Origin of the sequence: Robertmurraya mesotrionivorans (genome assembly GCF_050971805.1) — a bacterium.
GTDB lineage: Bacteria > Bacillota > Bacilli > Bacillales > Cytobacillaceae > Robertmurraya_A.
In genome coordinates this window covers 1-18,043 of the sequence record NZ_JBPCCH010000001.1, presented here as the reverse complement: position 1 = coordinate 18,043, position 18,043 = coordinate 1, and the positions used below count along the sequence as shown (strand labels likewise).

Sequence of the window (18,043 nt, the reverse complement as noted above, 5' to 3'; positions counted from 1 at the left end):
AAATAAAGCCGAAGAACTTAATTCTTCGGCACGATGTTCCCTTCTTCTTCCTTGTCAGTGAAACGGTCTAAAATGGTTATTGTATCGACAAGATGATTGTTAAATATTTGGCGCGCAACCGCTAATAATTCGATGATCATCGGATCCTTTAACGTGTAAATGACTTTATTGCCTTCCTTTGTTCCTGACACAATATTTTTGGCTCGTAAAATCGTTAATTGCTGCGAAACAGATGATCCCTCGCTGCCGATGAGGGTTTGAATTTCATTTACATTCTTATCCCCTTCGGCTAACAGTTCTAGAATGCGTATTCTTAATGGATGAGCCAAAGCCTTAAAAAACTCTGCTTTAAACTGTTGCATTTCTAAATTCAATCATTTCACTTCCTTGTTTCATTACTAGAAGGCAGTAGGCTGTAGTACTTTCCCTTCAGTAGATTCGGCTTTTGATAGTTTGGTACACTCTCTGAAAGCAAAGTGTCTACACCCTAAACACTTATTTTTGTCCACCTGTTTTAACGCAAATTCAATCGCTTCCCCAGTGTGCTCAAAAAAGTGTTCGTGACCAATTTTGTCATATAGACCCGTTCGCATTAATACATTTTTTGGCTGCTCGTTTATTCCTGATATGATAACTATACCATTTTTTGAAAAATGAGACACAATACTAGCTAAATTTGCTTCCCCCGTTGTATCCATAAGAGGCACCCTACTCATTCGTAACAATAATATACTAGGTCGAAAGTGAATCGTATCCATGATTGAAAATTCAAAGGTTTGAGCTGCCCCAAAAAAGAGGGGACCTCCTACATTATAGATGCTAATTTGCGGGCAATCATGTGTATCCGTCACAACATGATTTTCTACTTTTGCATGCTTATGATTTAAATTAGGCAATGCTTTCGCAGTCGTGACTAGATCACTCATTCTTTTTGTAAATAAGATAGCGGCCAATATTAATCCGATTTCAACAGCCGTCGTTAAATTAACAAAAACAGTTAGTAAAAAGGTAACTACCAGAACGATGGAGTCAGTAGATCTTGTTTTTAGAATATGAGCAAATACCTTCCTTTCACTCATATTCCATGCAACCACCATTAATATCGGTGCCATACTAGCGAGTGGAATATAGGAAGCATATGGTGAAAAAAACAACAAAACTAGTAAAACGACAACCCCATGTATGATTCCAGATAAAGGAGAAACTGCTCCATTTTTAATATTGGTAGCTGTTCTTGCAATAGCCCCTGTTACCGGAATGCCTCCGAATAGTGGAGTAACCATATTTGCAATTCCTTGTCCGATTAATTCTTTATTGCTGTTGTGTCGGGTGTTTGTCATGCCATCTGCCACAACTGCCGAGAGCAACGATTCTATTCCTCCGAGCATGGCAATAACAAAGGCAGGTTTTAATAGAGTAAGGATCATTTCGATACTTACGTTTGGCAAATGTATGCTTGGTAATGAGTTCGGGATAGCACCGTATGCAGAACCAATCGTTTCAACCTGCCCAGGATAAAACCACGTTGCTACCAAGGTTGATACGATCAAGCCCAGTATTGGACCTGGAATCTTAGGGGCTAACCTCGGTGAAAGTACGATGATTAGTAAGCATACAACCGCAGTTAATACACTATAAAGATTCGTTGAATGAAAATGTGTAACAATATCTAGTAAATTACTAATTAATTCTTCATGCTTTTGAATTCCTACAAGTCCGAGAAAACTTGCCATTTGTCCTGAAAAAATAGTAACAGCGATTCCCGATGTAAAACCAATAGTCACGGGTCTAGGAATGTATTTGATAAGTGAACCGATTTTAAAGATCCCCATAAGAAGGAGCATAATACCAGCTAAAAAACCTGCAATTAATAGATTTTCATATCCGTAAGTCATAACGATTCCAAATAGGATGGGAATAAAAGCCCCAGTTGGACCCCCTATTTGAAATTTAGATCCTCCTAACAAGGAGATAAGGATTCCACCTACAATGGTTGAAACTATACCATATTCCGGTTTTACTCCTGAGGCAATGGCAAAGGCCATTCCAAGTGGAATAGCGATGACACCAACAATAAGGCCAGACAGTACATCCTTTGGAATACTACTTAACGAATAATTAGAAAATCTTTTATCACTTAACATGTTCACCCTTCTTATCCTTTTATTTGTATATCTGATTATTTGAATATACAATAATTATAAGTTGTTTTACAAGATATTTTTCAAAAAAAAGAGCCTGGCTGTGTATAAGCCAAGCATCTTCTTTCTAACCTATTAAGGAAAACGAGGGAATTGACCGAAGTCTGGCTTGCGTTTTTCTTTAAACGCATCGCGCCCTTCCTTTGCTTCATCCGTTGTGTAATATAGGAGAGTTGCATCTCCAGCAAACTGTTGAATTCCAGCTAATCCATCTGTATCTGCATTAAATGCTGCTTTCAAGAAACGAAGAGCAGTTGGGCTCTTATCAAGCATTTCCTCACACCATTTAATCGTTTCTTCCTCTACTTGCTCAAGAGGAACAACTGTATTTACTAGCCCCATATCAAGTGCTTCTTGAGCATTGTATTGGCGGCATAAATACCAAATTTCTCGTGCTTTTTTATGTCCAACAATTCTTGCTAAATATCCTGAGCCATATCCAGCATCAAAGCTACCCACTTTAGGACCTGTTTGTCCGAAGATAGCATTATCAGCAGCTATAGTTAAATCACAAACGATATGTAAAACATGTCCTCCACCAATTGCATATCCCTTTACCATCGCAACAACTGGCTTAGGAATAACACGAATCAAGCGTTGAAGATCAAGAACGTTTAAACGAGGGATTTCGTCTTCTCCAACGTATCCACCATGTCCGCGTACTTTTTGATCTCCTCCTGAACAGAACGCTTGGTCTCCAGCTCCTGTTAAGACGATTACCCCTACATTGCGGTCGTCACGTGCATAAGCAAACGCATCAATTAATTCCATTACCGTCTTAGGACGAAATGCATTTCGCACTTCTGGACGATTGATGGTAATCTTTGCGATTCCATTATATGTTTCATACAGAATATCTTCGTAATTTCTTTGAGATACCCACTCAACTGTCAATGTGTTTTCCTCCTTTAATTAAGAATCGGATTTATTCGACAAAAACCCACTTACTATTGTACCAAATTTTTCAGGTTGTTCCACATGTATTGCATGACCACACCCATCAATATTTACCCACTGACTGTTTTTTAGATATTTCAGCATCTTTTCAGCAATGATGACAAATTTCTTGTCCATGGATCCCGTAAGCAATAATACTTCACCTGAGTACTCATTTAGTTTTTCCCAATAGCTGGGTTGTGACCCTGTTCCCATTCCAATTAAGCTATTTGCCAATCCTTTAATAGAGTTTTGCTTTCTTTGCTCTTTTATTCGTTGTCTAATTCGTGATGGTAATTTTTTTTGACTTTCGAATAATGGGATATTGCCCCAATATTCGACAAACCAGTCTATTCCATTTTGTTTGATTTTATTGGCCAACTGTTGATCCTGTTCTCTTCGACTACTTCTATCTTCCTTCGTTACGAGTCCTGGAGAAGCACTTTCGAGTACGAGCCTACGTACAAAAGTTGGATTCATCAACGCAAATGCAAGTGCCACTCGACCTCCCATCGAGTATCCAACCACATCTGCTTGATCTATATTTAAATATTGTAAAATATAACGTAAATCCGCTACCACTGACTTCATTTCATAACGTTCAATTGAATCCAGGGATGACGATCTTCCATGTCCAACAAGATCTATTTTGATGATTCTCGAGTTTTTCTTTAACTCCTCTTCACATTCCGCCCAAGTAGAGATGTCACCGGTAAATCCATGAAGTAAAACAACTGGAAAACCTTCTCCTGAAACTTCGACATGGTAGTCTACCCCATTAATCTCAATATTCATCAGCTTTCGCCACGCAAATTCCGACTAATTTCCCGGGAAACATAATCCCACAAATATCGATGCTCTTGTAGGTTTTCATCTCTTTTTGTCGGAACTTCAATAACCGATAATCCATCTTTCGCCAAAGTTTGCTCAAAGGAGGAATTAAGCTCCATCCACGAAGAAACTCGGCTAAATGTCCCACCGTACATAGAAACAACTGGTTCAAAATCAAGGTCTAAAGGAGTACCAAATAGTCGTTCAAAATGCTTCGGATGACTAGCTTGAGGAAGGAAGCTAAAAATCCCACCACCATTGTTATTAATCACAATGACACGAAGATCAATATGATATAACTTAGAAGCAATTAGTCCGTTTAAATCATGGAAAAAAGTCAAATCTCCAAGTACTAAATACATAGGCTTGTGAACGGTGCCAGCACCTAGAGCAGATGAAATGACTCCATCAATACCGTTTGCACCGCGATTTGCCATGATTCTAATGGACTTTTGATTATTATAGAAAAAAGTATCCACATCACGTATCGGCATGGAATTACCAACAAACAAGGTAGCTCCATCTGGCAGCAATTCTACTAATTCAAAAAATAAACGACCCTCACTGAGGGAATCATTTTCCTTTACACGGAACAAAGCTGCTTTTGTTATCTCATTCATTTGTTGCCACTTTTCAACAAACATTGTATCCTGGTTTTCATTTAAATGAGGGAGAAGAGATTCACAAAATTCTACTTCATCACAATAAACCATGTTTGTCGTTAATAAGGATGGGTCTCTCCATCCTTCCCCGCCATCAACCACAAATTGAGGGACTTGTTCATTCTTTTTCATAAATAATGAAAATGCTTTTGAGATAGGCATCGCACCAAAGCGAATAATTACATCTGGTGCTAAATGACTTACGGCATCCTCATTTCTTAAAAATGTATCATAGCTATCTATAATATGTACAAACTCGTGTTTTCCACTTCGCAGCTGCGATAAAGGATCCGCAATAATTGGATACTGTAGCTTTGCAGCTAGCATAGTGATGGCTTTAGCAAAGGTGGGTTTATCGATTTCGCCACAAACAATTAAGCCATTTGTATATTCATTCAACACGTTCGCAATGGATTTTAGTTGATCCTCATTCAGTGATAAATGACCTTGTTCAATGTGAACATAACCATTTTCTCTCTCTGACATGACAAATATATTATCGCTTGTTAAATCAGGAACAAGAGGTTCACGAAGTGGAAAATTCAAATGAACGGGACCAGCTGGCGAAGATAAAGCGGTTGCAACAGCACGCCCAGCAACGGTGCGCGCATATCGAAGCATCTCTTTGGAGCCTTCCGGATGAGACATCTCGATAAACCATTTTACATGCTTCCCGTATAAATTCACCTGATCCATTGCTTGTGGTGCACCAACATCACGAAGCTCATGTGGTCGATCCGCTGTGATGACTATAAGAGGTACCCTTGATAAATTCGCTTCAGCTATAGCAGGGAAATAGTTCGCTGCTGCTGTTCCGGAAGTACATAACAAGACTGTTGGATTTCGGGAAGCCTTAGCCATCCCCAACGCAAAAAAGGCTGCTGATCTTTCATCTACATGAATATGAAGACGAAGATCAGGATGTTCAGCCATAATCATTGCAATAGGAGTGGACCTTGACCCTGGGCTAACAACAACATCCTTTACTCCTGCATGTATTAGTTCTGCTACAAAAGAAGCAATGTATTTCGTTAATGCTTGCTGGTGGTTCATTACTATTTCCCCCTTAAGGCAGAAAGCATAGGACGAAACTTGATATTCGTCTCCTGATACTCACTGTCTACGTTTGAATCCTTAACGATTCCACAACCGGCGAATAAAGAAGCCTCGTTTCCTTGTAACAAGCCTGAACGTATCGCAACCGCAAATTCCCCATTGCCTTCAAAATCAATCCAACCGATCGGTGCGGCATACATTCCTCTATCTAAGTCTTCCATTGTCCGGATGCTCTCTACTGCTTCTTTTCTTGGCAACCCACCTAAAGCAGGTGTTGGATGAAGCAGGTTCACAAGCTGAAGTAACGAACTTTCCTCATCAGCAATTCCAACCACTGGTGTGTATAAGTGCTGGATATGCTTATTTTTCAACAACTGTGGGTGAGACGGAATTTGTACTTCATGGCATACCTTTTCCATTGCTTCTTTGATCATATCAACAACAAATTGATGTTCATTTAAATTTTTTTCATCATATAGAAGCTCATTCCCTAGCAGCTCGTCTTCTTTTAAAGTCTTCCCTCTGGCTATTGAACCGGCCAAACAGGTCGAGTACACAGTGTTTTTTACCTTCTTTACTAATCTTTCTGGTGATGCTCCAATAAAACAGTCACCTTTAGATTCAAAGGCAAAAACAAAACTGTCTCTCTGTTCCTCTAAAAGATTCATAATCACGGGCTCTACTGGGATTTGCTCCTCAAACTGAAGTCTGAGCTCTCTAGCAAGCACGACCTTTTTCATGGTCCCTGTCTTTAATAATTCTACTACCTCGCTCACACGTTTCTTCCAATTTTCAGAATGGACTTCATGTACATGTGATAGGTTGGATAAAAGTGGCAGTGATTCCTTTTCAATTCCACTGAATAACGCTTTTCTTTCTTGTTCAGCTACCTCATACAATGTATCATCATCTTCCGCCGAACAAAGAAGGTTAGTGGTTAAAAAGTATTCTCCTTTTATTACACTTACTAGGTATTTGGGTATGTGGAAAAGAGAATGTGGAAACTGTGCCCAACGATCCGTTTTCTCTTTTAATGGATCAAAGGAAAATCCTCCGAACATTATTGGTCCTGTAGCTGTTTGTTTCTCTTCCATTAGCATGATGCTATTATTCATAAGTTCTTGCCATTGCTTCTCCACATGAAAAAAGCGGCCAGAAGCCTGATCCGATTGTATTTCTTTACATATTCCAATGCCAATCATAACTACTTCATCAGAGGGATCTTTCCAAAAAAAGCGTTCGCCAACAAATTGGTCTCTTCCAGCTGCAAACACGGACAGAGGCTGAACCGGATGAATCCTTTGGACTTCGCTAACTAATACGGGCATTGAAAGCTTCCGTGCTCTCTCGATTGCTTCAATGATCCCTTCTTTAAGCTCCGTATTCTGAATGGTAACCAAATTCGTACAACTCCTGTTAAATAACGTTATAAACTTATTTTAAGATACACCTCAATCCAAGACCATGTCAACAAATGGAACCTTGAAAAACCTATATCTTTCCTTATTATAAGCTATTCCTATCTATTTTGAGATATTATGCCCTTAAATGTCTTTCCTGCATAAAAAATTATCGTAGAAAATTTGGCAATGGTCTCCTGCATTAGGGAGGAAAATTTAATTGACACACTCCTTCGTTTTTCCTACACTTGAATTTGGATATGAATTATTTTAAACTTATATAGTTTTGACAAATAAATATAGAAATGGGGAGAGGTACGATGCAACCACAAATGCAAACGGGTCCTTCGCCTACTTTTAAGGGGAAAAATTGGAGAGTCTGGTGGCAACTTACACGACCACATACGTTAACAGCTGCCTTTGTACCAGTATTATTAGGAACCGCATTAGCCTTACCATTAACATCTATTGATCTTGGTTTATTTACCGCCATGCTTATCGCTTGCTTACTTATACAGGCAGCAACAAATATGTTTAATGAGTATTATGATTTCAAACGTGGTCTTGATAACGAGCACTCTGTCGGTATAGGTGGCGCCATTGTTCGTGAAGGAATTCAACCAGCGACTGTCATGAAAATAGCCCTTAGCCTTTATGGTATTTCCATGCTGCTAGGAGTATATATTTGTATGAATTCTAGCTGGTGGCTAGCTGCCATTGGTCTTGTTTCAATGACAGTTGGTTATTTATACACGGGAGGACCTATTCCGATTGCGTACACACCTTTTGGAGAAATTTTTGCAGGGTTCTTTATGGGAATGCTCATAATACTGATTGCCTTTTATATTCAAACAGGTTTTATTACTATGATTAGTGTATTAATATCTGTACCTATTGTCATAACAGTAGGTGCCATTCTACTTGCCAATAATATACGTGACCATGATGGTGACAAAGAAAATGGAAGAAGAACATTAGCGATCCTACTAGGTCAAAAGAGAGCGATCATTCTTTTAGCAGGAATGTTCATTGTCTCTTATGCATGGGTGTTTACTCTTATTGGTTTGGACTATACTTCTGCTTGGTTAGCGATTGTGCTGCTAAGCTCACCAAAGGCAATAAAAGCGATTAAAGGATTCATCGGAAAAACAAAACCCGTTCAAATGGTGCCAGCCATGATAGCGACAGCACAAACAAATACGATATTTGGATTTTTGTTATCAATTGGACTATTTTTAGGACATTTCTTAAACAGTTAGACGACAAAAGAAGATCCATTTCCATTTAAATTGTAAGGCTAGAAATTTAAAAAACATTAGAAATAGCAAGGGTTTATACCCTTGCTATTTTTTTCTTTTAATTGCTAATTCTTCGGATTACGAATTACGAATTTTTATCATATAGATGTTTGCAAACCATATCCGCCTTCTCCGTATCGATTTCGTGTAGGCATGAGAATTCATAGGCGGAGAATTTCCTGCTAATCTATATGGGGAAGCTTCAGAAGCGGATATAAGCGGAGATATTCCGGTTAACTACTCTAAATAAGACAAAGTCCAACGATTTGGATAATATAAACGGAAAAACTCCCCTTATGTTCAAGGAAATATGGGTATTTCCCCATTTAGCCGGAATTTTTCCGTTTATTTTTCATACACAGTGAAATCAACATTCAGTTATCCCAAATAATTATCGAAAACCCTTTATATCAAAAAAATAGACCTCCAAATTACCATACAATTTGGAGGTCATTTTGTATTACATTATTAATATTAGCGACAGTTAACGGAGTCTGTTATTTAAATGGTCTCCTCTTTATTATTTACCTTACTTTTCCTTTTACAGGAGAAATACTCCAAATGTCATCCGCATACTGCTGTATGGTTCGGTCACTTGAGAAAAAACCTGAATTCGCTATATTTGCTAAACTCATCTTTAACCATTTATTTTGATCAGTATAGGCCTTCCCTACTTCTCTTTGGGCTTCCACATAAGATGAGAAATCACGCAAAACAAAATACTGGTCATTTTCCATTAATAACGAATCATGGATGGGCTCAAACTCATTATCAAGATCACCAAAATATCCGTTCGTTAACTGATCAACAACCTGGCGAATACGTTTATCATGGTGATAATAGTCGACTGACGTATAGCCACCATACTGGTAATAATTCATTACTTCTTCCGCTGTTAATCCAAAAATAAATATATTTTCATCGCCAACATGTTCCTTGATTTCAATGTTAGCTCCATCAAGCGTACCTAAGGTAATCGCACCATTCATCATGAACTTCATATTACCTGTTCCCGAGGCTTCTTTACTAGCCGTCGAAATTTGTTCACTCACATCTGCTGCAGGAAAGATTTCTTCAGCTAATGACACACGGTAGTTTTCAAGAAACACTACTTTCAATCGGTCAGAAACCGTTTTATCATTATTTATTTTTTCTGCAATGGTATTAATGAGTTTAATAATCTTCTTTGCATAGTAATAACCTGGTGATGCTTTCGCTCCAAACAAAAATGTTCTTGGATACATAAGAAAGCTTGAATCCTCTTTTAAGCGATTATACAAATACATAATATGAAGAACATTTAAGAGTTGTCGTTTATAAGCATGCAATCTCTTTACTTGAACATCAAATATAGATTGTGGATCAACGACAATACCTGTCTTTGCTTTAATTTTTTCTGCAAGTGATTTCTTATTATTCTGCTTGATCTCATACAACTGCTCTAAAAATGCAGAATCTTGCTGGAAAAACTGAAGCTCTTTTAAATGCTCTGGGTGATTTATCCACTTCGTACCAATCCCCTCATTGATCAAATTCGTCAGTTTCGGATTGGATTTAATCAGCCAACGTCTATGGGTAATCCCATTTGTTTTATTATTAAACTTTTCAGGAAATACTTGATAAAATTGGTTCATTTCTCTTTGTTTTAAAATTTCCGTATGAATGGCTGCCACTCCATTCACACTGTATGAACCGACAATCGCCAAATGAGCCATCTTTACTTGATCATGAGCAATGATTGCCATATCCTCGATTTTCCGCCAATCTCCTGGATACTGCTTCCACAGGTCTTGGCAAAATCTCTCGTTTATTTCATTTACAATCATAAAGATTCTTGGGAGCAACGGTTGAAAAATACGAACCGGCCATTTTTCTAAAGCTTCTGCTAAGGTTGTATGATTCGTATATGAAATGGTGTTCGTAGTAATATGCCAAGCTTCCTCCCAGCTCATCCCTTCCTCATCAATAAGTACCCTCATTAATTCGGGGATGGCTAACACGGGATGCGTATCATTTATATGAAGACCCACATATTTATGGAATTCTATTAAACTAGCATGTTGTTTGCGATAAGATCTCACAATCGAACGAATACTTGCAGAGACAAGGAAATACTGCTGCTTTAAACGTAAAATCTTTCCTTCATCATGGGTATCATCGGGATATAAAAACTCTGAGATAAGCTCCGTATCGCGCTTATATTTCATAATATCTCGGTTCATTGGATACGGCGTCGTTTCGGCACTCCATAGGCGCAACGTGTTAACAGTGTCCGTCTGATAACCTACCACTGGAAGGTCATACGGTACGGCCATCACCGTTTCCGCTTCAAGATGACGAAATTCTAGCTTTCCATTATTATTTATTGCTTCGACTCTTCCCCAAAAAGGAACATCTACAGCTAAATCAGCTTTCCTTACTTCCCATACATGGCCATGACGAAGCCATTGCTCAGGTAATTCTACTTGATATCCATCTACAATTTTCTGCTCAAATAAGCCATGCTTATAGCGAATACCACATCCATGACCTGGAAGATCTAAAGTAGCAAGAGAATCCATGAAGCAGGCTGCAAGACGTCCTAAGCCGCCATTACCAAGCGCTGCATCTGCTTCCATTTCCTCTAAGTCACTAAGATCAATTCCTAGCTCCTTAAGTCCCTCTTCCACTACATGATCAATTCCTAGGTTAAGGAGATTATGCCTTAAAAGCTTTCCAAGTAGAAATTCAATCGATAAGTAATAAATTTGTTTTTCTTTCTCAGCTCGATAACTTTCATTTGTCTTGATCCAGTTTGAGCTTACATATTCACGGATCATGATTCCTAAAGTATGATAGTGATCTCTCTTCGTACTTTCTTGAAAGCTTTTTCCACAAGTCATTTCGAGACGTTGTAAAAACGTTTCCGTGAACTTTTCTTTATTAGAAAACATGAGTTTCACTCCTGGATATAAGTTGAGCATATAATTGATTGTACTTAAACGCAGACTGTGCCCAGCTGTTATCAATGCTCATTGTATGCTTAACAAGATTATTCCAAACCCTATCATTTTCGTAAAAATGGATGGCACGTTTAATGGTATACAACATATCATGCGCATTAAAATTCTTGAAGGAGAAGCCATTCCCTTCTCCTGAGAATTCATCATATGCCGTTACCGTGTCATTTAGACCCCCAGTCTCTCGAACGATAGGGATTGTGCCATAACTCATCGCAATCATTTGACCTAACCCACATGGTTCAAATTTTGAAGGCATGAGGAAAAGGTCAGCACCTGCATAAATTTGATGAGCTAGACCTTCATCAAAACCAATATATGCTTTAAATCGATCTGGATACTCCCGCTCCATGTCTCGAAAGAAATTTTCAAACTCGTCATCCCCCGTTCCAAGAATGAGGAATTGAATCGGCTCCGCCATAATTTCATGAAACACATGTTTAACAAGATCTAACCCTTTTTGTTTTGTTAAACGTGTGACCATAACCATTAATGGAATTTGTGAAGCCTCTGGCAAGCCAAATCGTTCTTGAATGGCCTTTTTATTTACTAGCTTATGATTACGATGATTTGCATCGTACGTTTTTACAAGGAACGAATCCTTCTCTGGATTATAAAATTCATCATCAATTCCATTTAGGATTCCTTCTAGATCACTTATACGACTTCTTAACAATCCATCCAGCTTTTCTCCATAGTACTCCGTTTGTATTTCGTCCATATATGTTGGACTAACGGTAGTAATTCGATCAGACGCAATAAGTGCTGCTTTCATAAAATTTATATTTCCATAAAACTCAAGCTGATCGGTATTAAAATATGAATCATCTAAATCAAATAAATCCTTTAAAGCTTCCTTGGGCATTATACCTTGGAATCCAAGATTATGAATGGTAAATACCGTTCGCATAAAACCATAGCCGTTTTTCTTTTGATACTCCGTTTTTAGCAAGAAAGGAATCATTCCTGTATGCCAATCATGGCAATGAATCACATCTGGATAGTAATCTAACATCCGAATCGCTTCAAGTACGGCTCGGTTAAAAAAAGCAAACCGTTCACCATCGTCAAAATAACCGTACAGAGATTCTCTCTTAAAATAGTATTCATTATCTATAAAATAATAAGTAATTCCATCATGTATATACTCTTCAATACCACAAAATTGATTTCTCCAACCAACATTCACAATAAACTCATGTTTTTTTGTCATCTTTTCACGTATTGCTTGAGGAATGGTACCGTACTTCGGCATCATTACTCTTACATCTGTACCAAGTCTTTTCAACTCTTTTGGTAGAGATCCTGCTACATCTGCTAACCCTCCGGATTTAACGAAAGGTACACATTCCGAAACTGCGAATAACACTTTCACGAATTCATCAACGCCCCTTGTACTGTTCCTTTACGAACCACATATGGTAATTCCTTTGTTCCATACATCATCGTTCCATTATTTACCTTAACATCTTTATCTAAAACAACAGAGTCTAATACGCAATTTTCACCAATTTGACATTTTTGCATGATAATGCTGTTTTTTACAACAGATCCCTTGCCAATTTTTACAGCACGAGAAATAATGCTATTTTCAACCGTTCCTTCAATTAAGCACCCATTGGCAATTACTGAATTTTTCACCGTAGCTCCTGTAAAATACCTAGTAGGTGGCTCATCCTTTACTTTTGTATATACTGGTTGATTCTTTAAAAATAGTTCCTTCCAAATGGATGGATTTAATAGCTTCATACTTTCATTAAAATACGTAGTAATCGAGTCGATCATAACTGCGTATCCTTTAAATTCATAATGACATTGACGATATGGACTGTTAATATCTGTCACAACATCTCTCATACAAGTGTATCCTGTTTCCTCTCTTGTCTCGAAAAGTTCTACTAAAAGAGATTTTTTTATTAAAAACATATGAAGAGACCGTCCGTCTTTTCTTACCTCTGTAATATCGCAGCCGCTCTTGATATGCCAATCAAGGATAGGTTCAAAATTCATACTACAGACAGTAAAGCAATTTGAGATGAGGGCGTACTGTTGGTTACTACGATCAAAGAAATCTTTATTTGCAGCAAAATGATTAAATGAATTTATTTCTTTTTCTTCTGCAGGGGCAGGAAAAAAGAATAACCCATCACGCTTACGATTTAAGTCCCAATCCTTCCCAGACCCCAAATGATCCATTAAGGAACGGTATTGGTTCTTCGGAAAAATTGCCACACTCTTTATTCCAGAATTGACCATGTTTGAAAGAATAAAATCTATTAATCGATAACGTCCTCCAAATGGTACTGCAGCTAATGAACGATGTTGGATTAGATCTTCTAATCCTTTTTGATAAGTTGTTGCATCAATTACTCCAAGCAGCTTTCTATCCATCCTTACCCCTCATCTCCTCATTTATTTGTTCTCTGTATTTTAAAGGGTTTGAAGCATATCCTCTGTTACTAACACAATATCATCATCCGCATCTGGCAAAGCACGAATAATTGTTCCATCTGGTATAACCATTTCTGACGGGACAATTGCCTTTTCAATAAACACATTTTTTCCAATCACTGCATCAGGCATGATAACTGATTCTTTAATAAGAGCTCCTTTTTCAACCTTTACTCCTTGAAAAAGGACCGACTTCTCAACCTCGCCTTCAATCACACAACCCTCGTTGATGAGCGAATCAATGACGAGTGCGTCATTTGAAATAAACTGTGGTGGTTGATTTGGGTTAACTGAATAAATTCTCCAAGTGTAATCAAATAAATCTAATCCACACTTCTCATCTAGGAGATCCATATTTGCTTCCCAGAGACTACGTACAGTTCCAACATCCTTCCAATAACCACTAAACGGATACGCAAATAGTTTCTTCTGGTCTGATAGTAAAGTTGGTAGAATATCCTTTCCGAAATCATGACTTGAATCTGGAAGATCAGCATCCTTTTCCAAATATTCTTTTAGGACAGACCATTTAAAAATGTAAATCCCCATAGAGGCTAGATTGTTTTTCGGATTCGCAGGTTTTTCATCAAATTCGACAACCTTCATATCGCTATCAGTATTTAAAATCCCAAATCGACTCGCTTCATTCCAAGGCACTTCAATGACTGAGATTGTAGCATCAGCATCTCTAGTAATATGGAAATCTAGCATTAACTCATAGTTCATTTTGTAAATATGGTCTCCAGACAGAATAAGTACGTATTCCGGATCATATTGAACTAAATAGTTTAAATTTTGATAGATGGCACAAGCAGTACCTGTATACCATCTCATCTCCTTGGACTCACTATAAGGTGGAAGAACAGTCACACCACCATTTTTTCGATCCAAGTCCCATGCACTTCCAATTCCAATATACGAGTTTAACACTAGTGGTTGATACTGAGTAAGAACACCAACCGTATCAATTCCTGAGTTCGTACAATTGCTCAAGGTAAAGTCAATGATTCGGTACTTCCCTCCAAACGGTACAGCTGGTTTTGCTAAATTTGAAGTCAAGGAATGTAACCTACTTCCTTGCCCTCCTGCTAACAGCATAGCTACGCACTTCTTCTTTGCCATTTCCTTTTCTCTCCTTTCGATGTTTAACGGGACGCAATATAGAAACCCCAAATGGAGGTATCCTCATCATGATGTGATGCTCTCTTCCATGAAAATTTTCATCAATCGTTTCTAATGGCTTTTTATTTATAACACCGGATCCTCCAAAGACATCCGCATCTGTATTTAATATTTCCCGATACGTTCCTTCTTTTGGAACACCTACTTTATAATCTTCATACGTCTTTTCTGTAAAATTACACACGATGACCAATGGTTCTCCTTCTTCCCCTTTTCTAACAAAAGAGAAAATCGATTGATCACGGTTATTTACATCAATCCATTCAAATCCTTCATGTAAATGATCAAGTTCATATAAAGGTTTATTGCGCTTATACACCTTGATCAATTCTTTTACAAATTGATTCATTTTCCCATGCATCTCATAATCTAATAAATGCCAATCCAGTTCTTCTTCATCTTTCCATTCAGAGAACTGACCTAGCTCAAATCCCATGAATAGAAGTTTTTTTCCAGGGTGTCCAAACATATATGCTAATAAAAGCCTTAATTGTGCAAATTTCTGCCAATAATCTCCTGGCATTTTATCAAGTAACGATTTCTTTCCATGAACGACTTCGTCATGCGAAAATGGAAGGACATAATTCTCCGAAAATGCATACAGAAGGGAGAAGCTGACTTTATCGTGAAATTGTGAGCGTTCATTTGAACTTTTTTCCATATAGGAAAGCATGTCGTTCATCCAGCCCATATTCCATTTGTAGTTAAAACCTAATCCACCGTAGTGAGTTGGGGAAGTTACCTGTGGCCAATCAGTAGAGTCTTCAGCAATCATCAAAAGCTGTGAATCATATTGATATACAATTTGATTTAACTTCTTTAAAAATGCAATACCAAACTCATTTACTCGTTGACCATCTGAATTAGGCCAATAAATGATATTGGAAACCGCATCTACGCGAAATCCGTCCACATGAAAGTATTCCATCCAAAACAATGCATTAGAAATTAAGAAACTCTGTACCTCTGTTTTACTTAAGTCAAAATTAGCAGTCCCCCAAGTAAAATTTTCACGATCAACTTCTGTTTCATATTCATACACCCAAGATCCATCAAATCGATGTAACCCATGGGCGTCTTTACAGAAATGACCTGGAACCCAATCCATAATTACACCAATATGATTTTGATGACATTGGTCAATAAAATACATTAGATCGTGAGGTGTTCCGTAACGACTAGTAACCGAAAAATATCCTGTTCCTTGGTAGCCCCAAGAAATATCTAGAGGATGTTCCACTAGTGGCAATAGCTCAATATGAGTAAATCCATGTTCAAGTACATAAGGAATAACCTCATCTGCTAATTCACGATACGTTAAAAAGCTACCGTCCTCTTTCTTTTTCCATGATCCAACATGCATCTCATAAATAACAGTAGGACTTGAATACACTTTGTTTTTCTCTTTTTTCTGAAGCCATTTATGATCGTTCCATTGGTAACCATCTAAGGAGTAACATATGGAAGCTGTTTTTGGCCGTTCTTCAGAGAAAAAGGCATATGGATCAGATTTCAATAAAACTTCTCCAGTAGATGTATGAATTTCATATTTATAAAGGCAGCCAGTTAAATCCTGTTCAACAATGAACATCCATACGCCTTCATCATTCATCTTTTTAAATTCATAACCACTTCCATTCCAATTGTTTATATTACTAACTAGAGATACTTGTTTTGCGTTGGGTGCCCACACACAAAATCTTGTGCATTTCTTTTCATCAATTGTAAGAACATGAGCACCAAACAGACGATGGCATTCAAAGAAATTCCCCTCATGAAACAAATGCAGCTGGTATTCAGTTGGATGAATCAAATCCAAAATCATTCTACTCCCTACCTATTCATTAGTTTTGTGCATTGCTTTAACTGTATAATTCTCGCCACTCTTTCAAATCCCTTTTTAATTTTTCTGACAATTAACTATCCATTTCGACAAAATTATCTAATAGGTAAATGATTTCGACAGCATTCATCCCTTTAACGCAGCAAACTGCAAAAAATGATAGAAATTATTTTTTAATAGATAATAAATTTTATGATGCAGATATAGAGATATATGCTAATTATTTGGAGAAAATGAATAAAATATGTATTTTGAATTGTGAAATTATTGAGATTTGAATAATATATTCAAAAGGATTTCTTTGTGTGATGAGGTAGTTTTTATGATAAAAATTGAAAGGGTTTTCATATATTTGTCGAATATTGGAAGTGTTAAAAGAAGTTTGATGACATTTGATAGAAAAGGTAATAGAGTAGCTAGAGAATCCTATAAAAAGAAAATAAAAAAAACATTGAACAAATGTTCAATGTTTTTATGACCCCTACGGGATTCGAACCCGTGTTACCGCCGTGAAAGGGCGGTGTCTTAACCGCTTGACCAAGGGGCCAATATGGCGGAGAAGGAGGGATTTGAACCCTCGCGCCGGTTACCCGACCTACACCCTTAGCAGGGGCGCCTCTTCAGCCTCTTGAGTACTTCCCCATAGACATAAAAATGGCTCCGCAGGTAGGACTCGAACCTACGACCGATCGGTTAACAGCCGATTGCTCTACCACTGAGCTACTGCGGAACATTGGAAAGTTATTTTGTTATCTCAAAAAATTCTGGTGGGCCTAAATGGACTCGAACCATCGACCTCACGCTTATCAGGCGTGCGCTCTAACCAGCTGAGCTATAGGCCCTTATTTGGAGCGGGTGATGAGAATCGAACTCACGACATCAGCTTGGAAGGCTGAGGTTTTACCATTAAACTACACCCGCGAATATAAAATTGGAGGCAGCACCCGGATTTGAACCGGGGATAAAGGTTTTGCAGACCTCTGCCTTACCACTTGGCTATGCTGCCATAACTGGGCTAGCTGGATTCGAACCAACGCATGACGGAGTCAAAGTCCGTTGCCTTACCGCTTGGCTATAGCCCAATGGAGAAAATTATATATAATGGGGCGACTGATGGGAATCGAACCCACGAATGTCGGAACCACAATCCGATGCGTTAACCACTTCGCCACAACCGCCATAAT

12 protein-coding genes and 8 tRNA genes are annotated in these 18,043 nt (G+C 38.0%); 1 reads left to right on the top strand and 19 read right to left on the bottom strand.

All coding sequences use genetic code 11. The features are described from left to right. Positions 1-17 precede the first annotated feature (17 nt). The 6 genes from ACRX5O_RS00100 to ACRX5O_RS00075 all read right to left on the bottom strand — a co-directional run bounded on the left by ACRX5O_RS00100 (position 18) and on the right by ACRX5O_RS00075 (position 7,086). On the bottom strand, positions 18-374 hold the full coding sequence (locus ACRX5O_RS00100; protein ID WP_119709563.1) for an ArsR/SmtB family transcription factor: 357 nt from the start codon (positions 372-374) through the stop codon (positions 18-20). Between the two features lie 24 nt (positions 375-398). Then, positions 399-2,144 carry a SulP family inorganic anion transporter gene (locus ACRX5O_RS00095; RefSeq protein WP_433904100.1) on the bottom strand — a complete coding sequence of 582 codons (1,746 nt, stop codon included), beginning with the start codon at positions 2,142-2,144 and terminating at the stop codon, positions 399-401. A 132-nt stretch (positions 2,145-2,276) separates the two neighbouring features. After that, positions 2,277-3,095: a 1,4-dihydroxy-2-naphthoyl-CoA synthase gene (gene menB / locus ACRX5O_RS00090; protein ID WP_119709565.1), complete on the bottom strand. Its 819-nt coding sequence runs from the start codon at positions 3,093-3,095 to the stop codon at positions 2,277-2,279. A gap of 18 nt (positions 3,096-3,113) precedes the next feature. Next, positions 3,114-3,932 (bottom strand): 2-succinyl-6-hydroxy-2,4-cyclohexadiene-1-carboxylate synthase, encoded by an 819-nt coding sequence (menH, locus tag ACRX5O_RS00085; RefSeq protein WP_433904099.1) that lies wholly within the window; start codon positions 3,930-3,932, stop codon positions 3,114-3,116. Continuing rightward, on the bottom strand, positions 3,932-5,683 hold the full coding sequence (menD, locus tag ACRX5O_RS00080; RefSeq protein ID WP_433904098.1) for a 2-succinyl-5-enolpyruvyl-6-hydroxy-3-cyclohexene-1-carboxylic-acid synthase: 1,752 nt from the start codon (positions 5,681-5,683) through the stop codon (positions 3,932-3,934). The genes menH and menD overlap by 1 nt, the downstream gene beginning before the upstream one ends. A 2-nt stretch (positions 5,684-5,685) precedes the next feature. Continuing rightward, entirely contained in the window at positions 5,686-7,086 is a 1,401-nt protein-coding gene (locus tag ACRX5O_RS00075) for an isochorismate synthase (RefSeq protein WP_433904097.1), read from the bottom strand. Positions 7,087-7,406: 320 nt separating this feature from the next. Here ACRX5O_RS00075 and ACRX5O_RS00070 point away from each other — a divergent pair, with 320 nt between their 5' ends. Beyond that, the gene (locus ACRX5O_RS00070) at positions 7,407-8,345 is read left to right on the top strand and encodes a 1,4-dihydroxy-2-naphthoate polyprenyltransferase (RefSeq protein ID WP_433904096.1); all 939 of its coding nucleotides are present in this window, start codon (positions 7,407-7,409) and stop codon (positions 8,343-8,345) included. Positions 8,346-8,908: 563 nt separating this feature from the next. Here ACRX5O_RS00070 and ACRX5O_RS00065 read toward each other — a convergent pair. From ACRX5O_RS00065 to ACRX5O_RS00005, 13 genes are all read right to left on the bottom strand, one after another. After that, positions 8,909-11,317 (bottom strand): glycogen/starch/alpha-glucan phosphorylase, encoded by a 2,409-nt coding sequence (locus ACRX5O_RS00065; RefSeq protein WP_433904095.1) that lies wholly within the window; start codon positions 11,315-11,317, stop codon positions 8,909-8,911. Next, the gene (gene glgA / locus ACRX5O_RS00060) at positions 11,307-12,758 is read right to left on the bottom strand and encodes a glycogen synthase GlgA (RefSeq protein WP_433904094.1); all 1,452 of its coding nucleotides are present in this window, start codon (positions 12,756-12,758) and stop codon (positions 11,307-11,309) included. Before glgA ends, ACRX5O_RS00065 begins: the two co-directional genes overlap by 11 nt. Continuing rightward, entirely contained in the window at positions 12,755-13,774 is a 1,020-nt protein-coding gene (locus ACRX5O_RS00055) for a GlgC family sugar phosphate nucleotidyltransferase (protein WP_433904093.1), read from the bottom strand. Before ACRX5O_RS00055 ends, glgA begins: the two co-directional genes overlap by 4 nt. 39 nt (positions 13,775-13,813) lie before the next feature. Then, positions 13,814-14,956: a glucose-1-phosphate adenylyltransferase gene (locus ACRX5O_RS00050; protein WP_433904092.1), complete on the bottom strand. Its 1,143-nt coding sequence runs from the start codon at positions 14,954-14,956 to the stop codon at positions 13,814-13,816. Then, the gene (glgB, locus tag ACRX5O_RS00045) at positions 14,904-16,841 is read right to left on the bottom strand and encodes a 1,4-alpha-glucan branching protein GlgB (RefSeq protein WP_433904091.1); all 1,938 of its coding nucleotides are present in this window, start codon (positions 16,839-16,841) and stop codon (positions 14,904-14,906) included. The genes ACRX5O_RS00050 and glgB overlap by 53 nt, the downstream gene beginning before the upstream one ends. 493 nt (positions 16,842-17,334) lie before the next feature. Beyond that, positions 17,335-17,406 (bottom strand) — tRNA-Glu (locus ACRX5O_RS00040). A gap of 4 nt (positions 17,407-17,410) precedes the next feature. Continuing rightward, positions 17,411-17,501, bottom strand: a tRNA-Ser gene (locus tag ACRX5O_RS00035). A 13-nt stretch (positions 17,502-17,514) separates the two neighbouring features. Continuing rightward, positions 17,515-17,589, bottom strand: a tRNA-Asn gene (locus ACRX5O_RS00030). Positions 17,590-17,624: 35 nt separating this feature from the next. After that, positions 17,625-17,701: transfer RNA gene (locus ACRX5O_RS00025), tRNA-Ile, on the bottom strand. A 5-nt stretch (positions 17,702-17,706) separates the two neighbouring features. Further along, positions 17,707-17,780 (bottom strand) — tRNA-Gly (locus ACRX5O_RS00020). A gap of 11 nt (positions 17,781-17,791) precedes the next feature. After that, a tRNA-Cys gene (locus ACRX5O_RS00015) sits at positions 17,792-17,865 on the bottom strand. Between the two features lie 4 nt (positions 17,866-17,869). Beyond that, positions 17,870-17,941: transfer RNA gene (locus ACRX5O_RS00010), tRNA-Gln, on the bottom strand. Positions 17,942-17,961: 20 nt separating this feature from the next. After that, positions 17,962-18,037: transfer RNA gene (locus ACRX5O_RS00005), tRNA-His, on the bottom strand. Positions 18,038-18,043 lie beyond the last annotated feature (6 nt).